The sequence below is a fragment of the Roseateles sp. P5_E11 genome (assembly GCF_054049355.1).
In genome coordinates this window covers 1-3,721 of sequence record NZ_JBFUMO010000564.1, presented here as the reverse complement: position 1 = coordinate 3,721, position 3,721 = coordinate 1, and the positions used below count along the sequence as shown (strand labels likewise).

At 70.8% G+C, this 3,721-nt stretch carries 3 protein-coding genes; 1 reads left to right on the top strand and 2 read right to left on the bottom strand.

Going from position 1 to position 3,721, the window contains the following annotated elements:
- Nucleotides 1–691: DUF885 family protein (locus tag ACXJKR_RS27000; RefSeq protein ID WP_457325436.1), on the bottom strand; the 691-nt coding region annotated here is incomplete at its 3' end.
- Nucleotides 692–763: 72 nt separating this feature from the next.
- Here ACXJKR_RS27000 and pdxA point away from each other — a divergent pair.
- Complete coding sequence (gene pdxA / locus ACXJKR_RS26995) at nt 764–1,768, top strand: 4-hydroxythreonine-4-phosphate dehydrogenase PdxA (protein WP_056192855.1); 1,005 nt, start codon at nt 764–766, stop codon at nt 1,766–1,768.
- Here pdxA and ACXJKR_RS26990 read toward each other — a convergent pair.
- On the bottom strand, nt 1,765–3,721 hold a 1,957-nt coding region (locus ACXJKR_RS26990), incomplete at its 5' end, for a DUF1631 family protein (protein ID WP_457325435.1). The two genes, pdxA and ACXJKR_RS26990, sit on opposite strands and share 4 nt — an antisense overlap.

Genomic DNA, 3,721 nt, shown 5'->3' with positions numbered 1-3,721 from the left:
CCTTGACGCTGGCGTCCACCGTCATGCGCGTGAAGGGCTCGTAGACCGGGCTCTTGGTGACGTCCTCGGTCAGCTGCCCTTCCACCTGGGCAATGGCACGCGCCAGCACCGGCTTGGAGGTGACCCAACCCAGGGTCAGGCCCTGGCGCAGGATGGCGATTTCCTGGTCAACCCGCGCCGGGTAGGCGGCCAGGCGCGTCAGCCACTGCTTGACCTGGGTCTCGTTGTTGACCGGCACATTGCGGGCGAAGCCGGCCAGGGCCGATTGCGCGCCGTACAGGGTGCCCAGCGTCAAGGTGCGCCAGCCGGCGAAGCCTTGCATGGCCACCTCCTGCTGGTAGCGGTTGATGAAGAGCGCCAGGGAGACGCGGTCGGTGTCGCCCAGCAGGCCGGCGTCCATGGCGCGGGCGCGGGCCAGCATGTCGCGGGCAAAAGCGTCGCGGGCGGCCAGGCCGGCCGCGGAACGGTCGCTCAGCTTGTCGTTRAAGCGCAGGTCACCGCGCAGCGTGGCCCATTCCGGCGCCGCATGGGCCTCGGACTCCCAGGCTTCGTCGAACAGGGCCAGCAGGGCCTGATGGGCTTTGGCGGCAGCGTCGGTAGCGGCTGCATTGGCCTTGGGTGCCGGCTGGGTGGCGGCGGGGGCGGTCAGATGCAGACCGGCGATCAGGGCGGCAACAAGGGTCTTGCGCAAGAAAGTCTCCACGGCGTGATGAGCCGGTGGGCAGTCTGCCAGCGCGCTGCCGGGGTGATGAAAGAATGCGGCATGACCCCGGAAAACTCCCTAGGCCAGCCCCTGGTCCTCAGCATGGGTGATGCCTGTGGCATCGGCCCCGAGATCATCGCCAAGTTGTGGCGGCACGAGATGCCGCGGGATGCCCTGGTGGTCGGCGACGTTGCCGTCATGAGGCGCGCGGTCGCTGCTGCCGGCGGTGGCCTGGCGGTCGCCGAATTGCATGCGGCCGATGAGTTAGGCCGCGTACCGCCGCGCTGCCTGCCAGTCTGGCAGCCCGCTGGCCTGCCCGCAGGCTTGATCGATGCCCCCTTGGGCCAGGTCGATGCCCGTGCCGGCGCGGCCGCAGCCCTGTGCATCGAGGCCGCCGTCGGCCTGATCCAGGCCGGCCATGCGCGCGCCCTCATCACGGCGCCCATCCACAAGGAAGCCCTGCATGCGGCCGGCTCGCCCTACCCGGGCCATACGGAAATGCTGCAGGCCCTGGCGGGGGGCGTTCCGGTGCGCATGATGCTGGCCAACGAGGAGCTGCGCACGGTGCTCGTCACCATCCACTGCTCGCTGCGTGAGGCCATCTCCCGCGTGACCCGTGAGGCCGTGGGAGAGACGCTGCGCATCACGCAGGCGGCGCTGCAGCGCATGGGCATCGCCGCGCCGCGCATTGCCGTGGCCGGGCTGAACCCGCATGCCGGCGAAGGCGGCTTGTTCGGTGATGAAGAGATCCTGCATATCGCGCCGGCCATCGCCGACGCGCGTGCCGCGGGCATGGACGCCAGCGGCCCCTATGCGCCCGACACCATCTTCATGCGCGCCCGGCGCGGCGAGTTCGACGTCGTCGTCGCCATGGTGCACGACCATGGCTTGATCCCGGTCAAATACCTCGGGGTGGAGCAGGGCGTCAACGTGACGCTGGGCCTGCCCTTCGTGCGCACCAGCCCCGACCACGGCACGGCTTTCGACATCGCGGGGCGGGGCCTGGCCGACCCGGCCAGCCTGGGCGCGGCACTCGCGATGGCGCGACGGCTGATCGGCGGCTAGCGGCCGCCGAGCGCCGCCAGTTGCGCCCGGGCACGAGCCGTCGCGCGCTCCAGCAGCAGACCGTGTTCATAGGCGCGCATGCGGTCGGCCTCGCAGAGCTTCCTCAGCATGCGGGCCGTCATCGTCACCGTCTCCTGGTGGCGGTTGCCGTGCGTGAAGATGAAGAAGCTGCGCCCGGCGCTGACATGGGCCAGGCGCACCTTCTGCCATTCGTTGCCGGTGTGCATCTGATAGGCGAAGCCGAGCTGCATGTTGTCCACCAGCAGGGCGCCGCTGCTGGCCTCGGGTGCGCCCTCGGCGGCGGGCAGGCCGTCGATGGAGATGTCCACGGCCTGCAGCGGTTCGGCCGCGGCCGCGGCGTCGTTGCCTGACAGGTCGAGGTCCAGCTCGCCGTTCCAGTCGACGCTGGCTTCCTCGACGAGGCCCAGGCTCTTGGCCTCGGCCGGCGTCAGGCGCTGGCTGGCGTCGAGATCGCCGGGCGCCGTCTCGCCGGCCATGGGCCTGGCGAGGTCGGCCTCGGCTGGTGGCGCGACGCCGAAGATCTGGTCGAGCTGCTTGATCAGCAGGTTGGTGTCCAGGGCGCTGGCGGCCTGGCCCTTCAGCGATTCGGCATGCGCGGGCAGCAGCACGCCGAAGAAGTCCTTGCGCGGGCCGTCTGGCCAGCGGATCAGGTCCATGCCCTCGTTGAGGGTGCGCATCAGATTGGGCAGCTCGCGCAGGAAATCGGCGCGCGCGGCCGTGCCGCCCTTGGGCTGCACGCTCATGACCAGGGTGCGGCCGAGCGTGCGCAGGCGCAGGGCCCGCTCCGGCGCGCCCTCGCGCGAAGCCAGCACGATGGCCTGGGACCAGACTTGAGCCAGGAAGGTGCGCAGGAAGTCCTGCATTGGCACACGGGCGAGCTGCTGCTGCAGTTGCAGGGCGTAGCGCTGCTGCAGGCGCAGGTCGGTCTCGCGGCGCTCGACGACGGCAGCGGCGTCGCCGGCAGCCTTCAGCGTGCTGCGGGTCTGCTCGGTGATGAAGGCTTCCAGGGCGTCCAACTTGGACGTGTAGACGTCCATGCGGTCGAAATCGCCCTGGGCGACGTCCTGCACGAGGTCGCGCACATGGGCCAGGAAGGAGCRGCCGGGATCGTCGCTGAAGTCCTCAAAGGCACAGGCGAGGGACGCCATGCGATTGACGAACACGCGCACCGGGTGGCGGCGCGAGGAGAAGAAGGTTTCGTCGCCCAGGGCCACGCGCAGCACGGGCAGCTGCAGGCGGGCCAGCAGGCGCGCCATCTGCGGCGGCACCTTGGGGTCGGACAGGATCTGGTCGAACAGGCCGGCGACGACGTCGATGACCATGTGGTCCAGCCGGCCCGTGGCCATCTGACGCAGTTCGTCGCGATGCTGGTTGATCAGGTTGGGCGGCAGCGGCATCTGCCCCCAGGCGCTGGGCTCACCGCTGAGGGTGTCAAGGCCCATGCGGCTGGAGTTGCCGTGGCTGTCATAGGCCGGCTCGTAGGCGCCGGGCGTCTGCGCCAGGCGGCGCAGCAGGTCCATCATCTGGGGGTCGACCCGGCCAATGCCGCCGCTGCCTCCGCCGCCGCGGCTGCCAAAGCCGCCGCCGGCCCCACCGAAGCCGCTGTTGCGGCCGCCGCCGGGGCCTCCCTGGCTGCTCAGGCCACCATGCGCCGAGCCGCCGTAGCCGCCGCGGCTGGACATGCCGCCATGGCCCGAATCGAGATCGCCGGGTTGGGTGGCTGCGCCCAGGCCGCCGAGGCGCGAGGCGGCGCCATCCGGCGTCGCCCGCACGCGCAAGTCCTGGGGTCGCAGGCCGCGCGAGCGCAGCAGCTCGGCAATATCGGCATAGCAGGCGCGCATCTCCTGGGCCAGCGCGCGAGTCAATTCGTCAGTCAGCGTCTGGCGGGTGACAGGGTCGTCGGTGATGGCCTGGATGGCATCAAGCAGGCCC

Bases quoted from the DNA above. Each gene is read 5' to 3' on its own strand.
- pdxA (WP_056192855.1), top strand. From the start codon at position 764: ATGACCCCGGAAAACTCCCTAGGCCAGCCCCTGGTCCTCAGCATGGGT.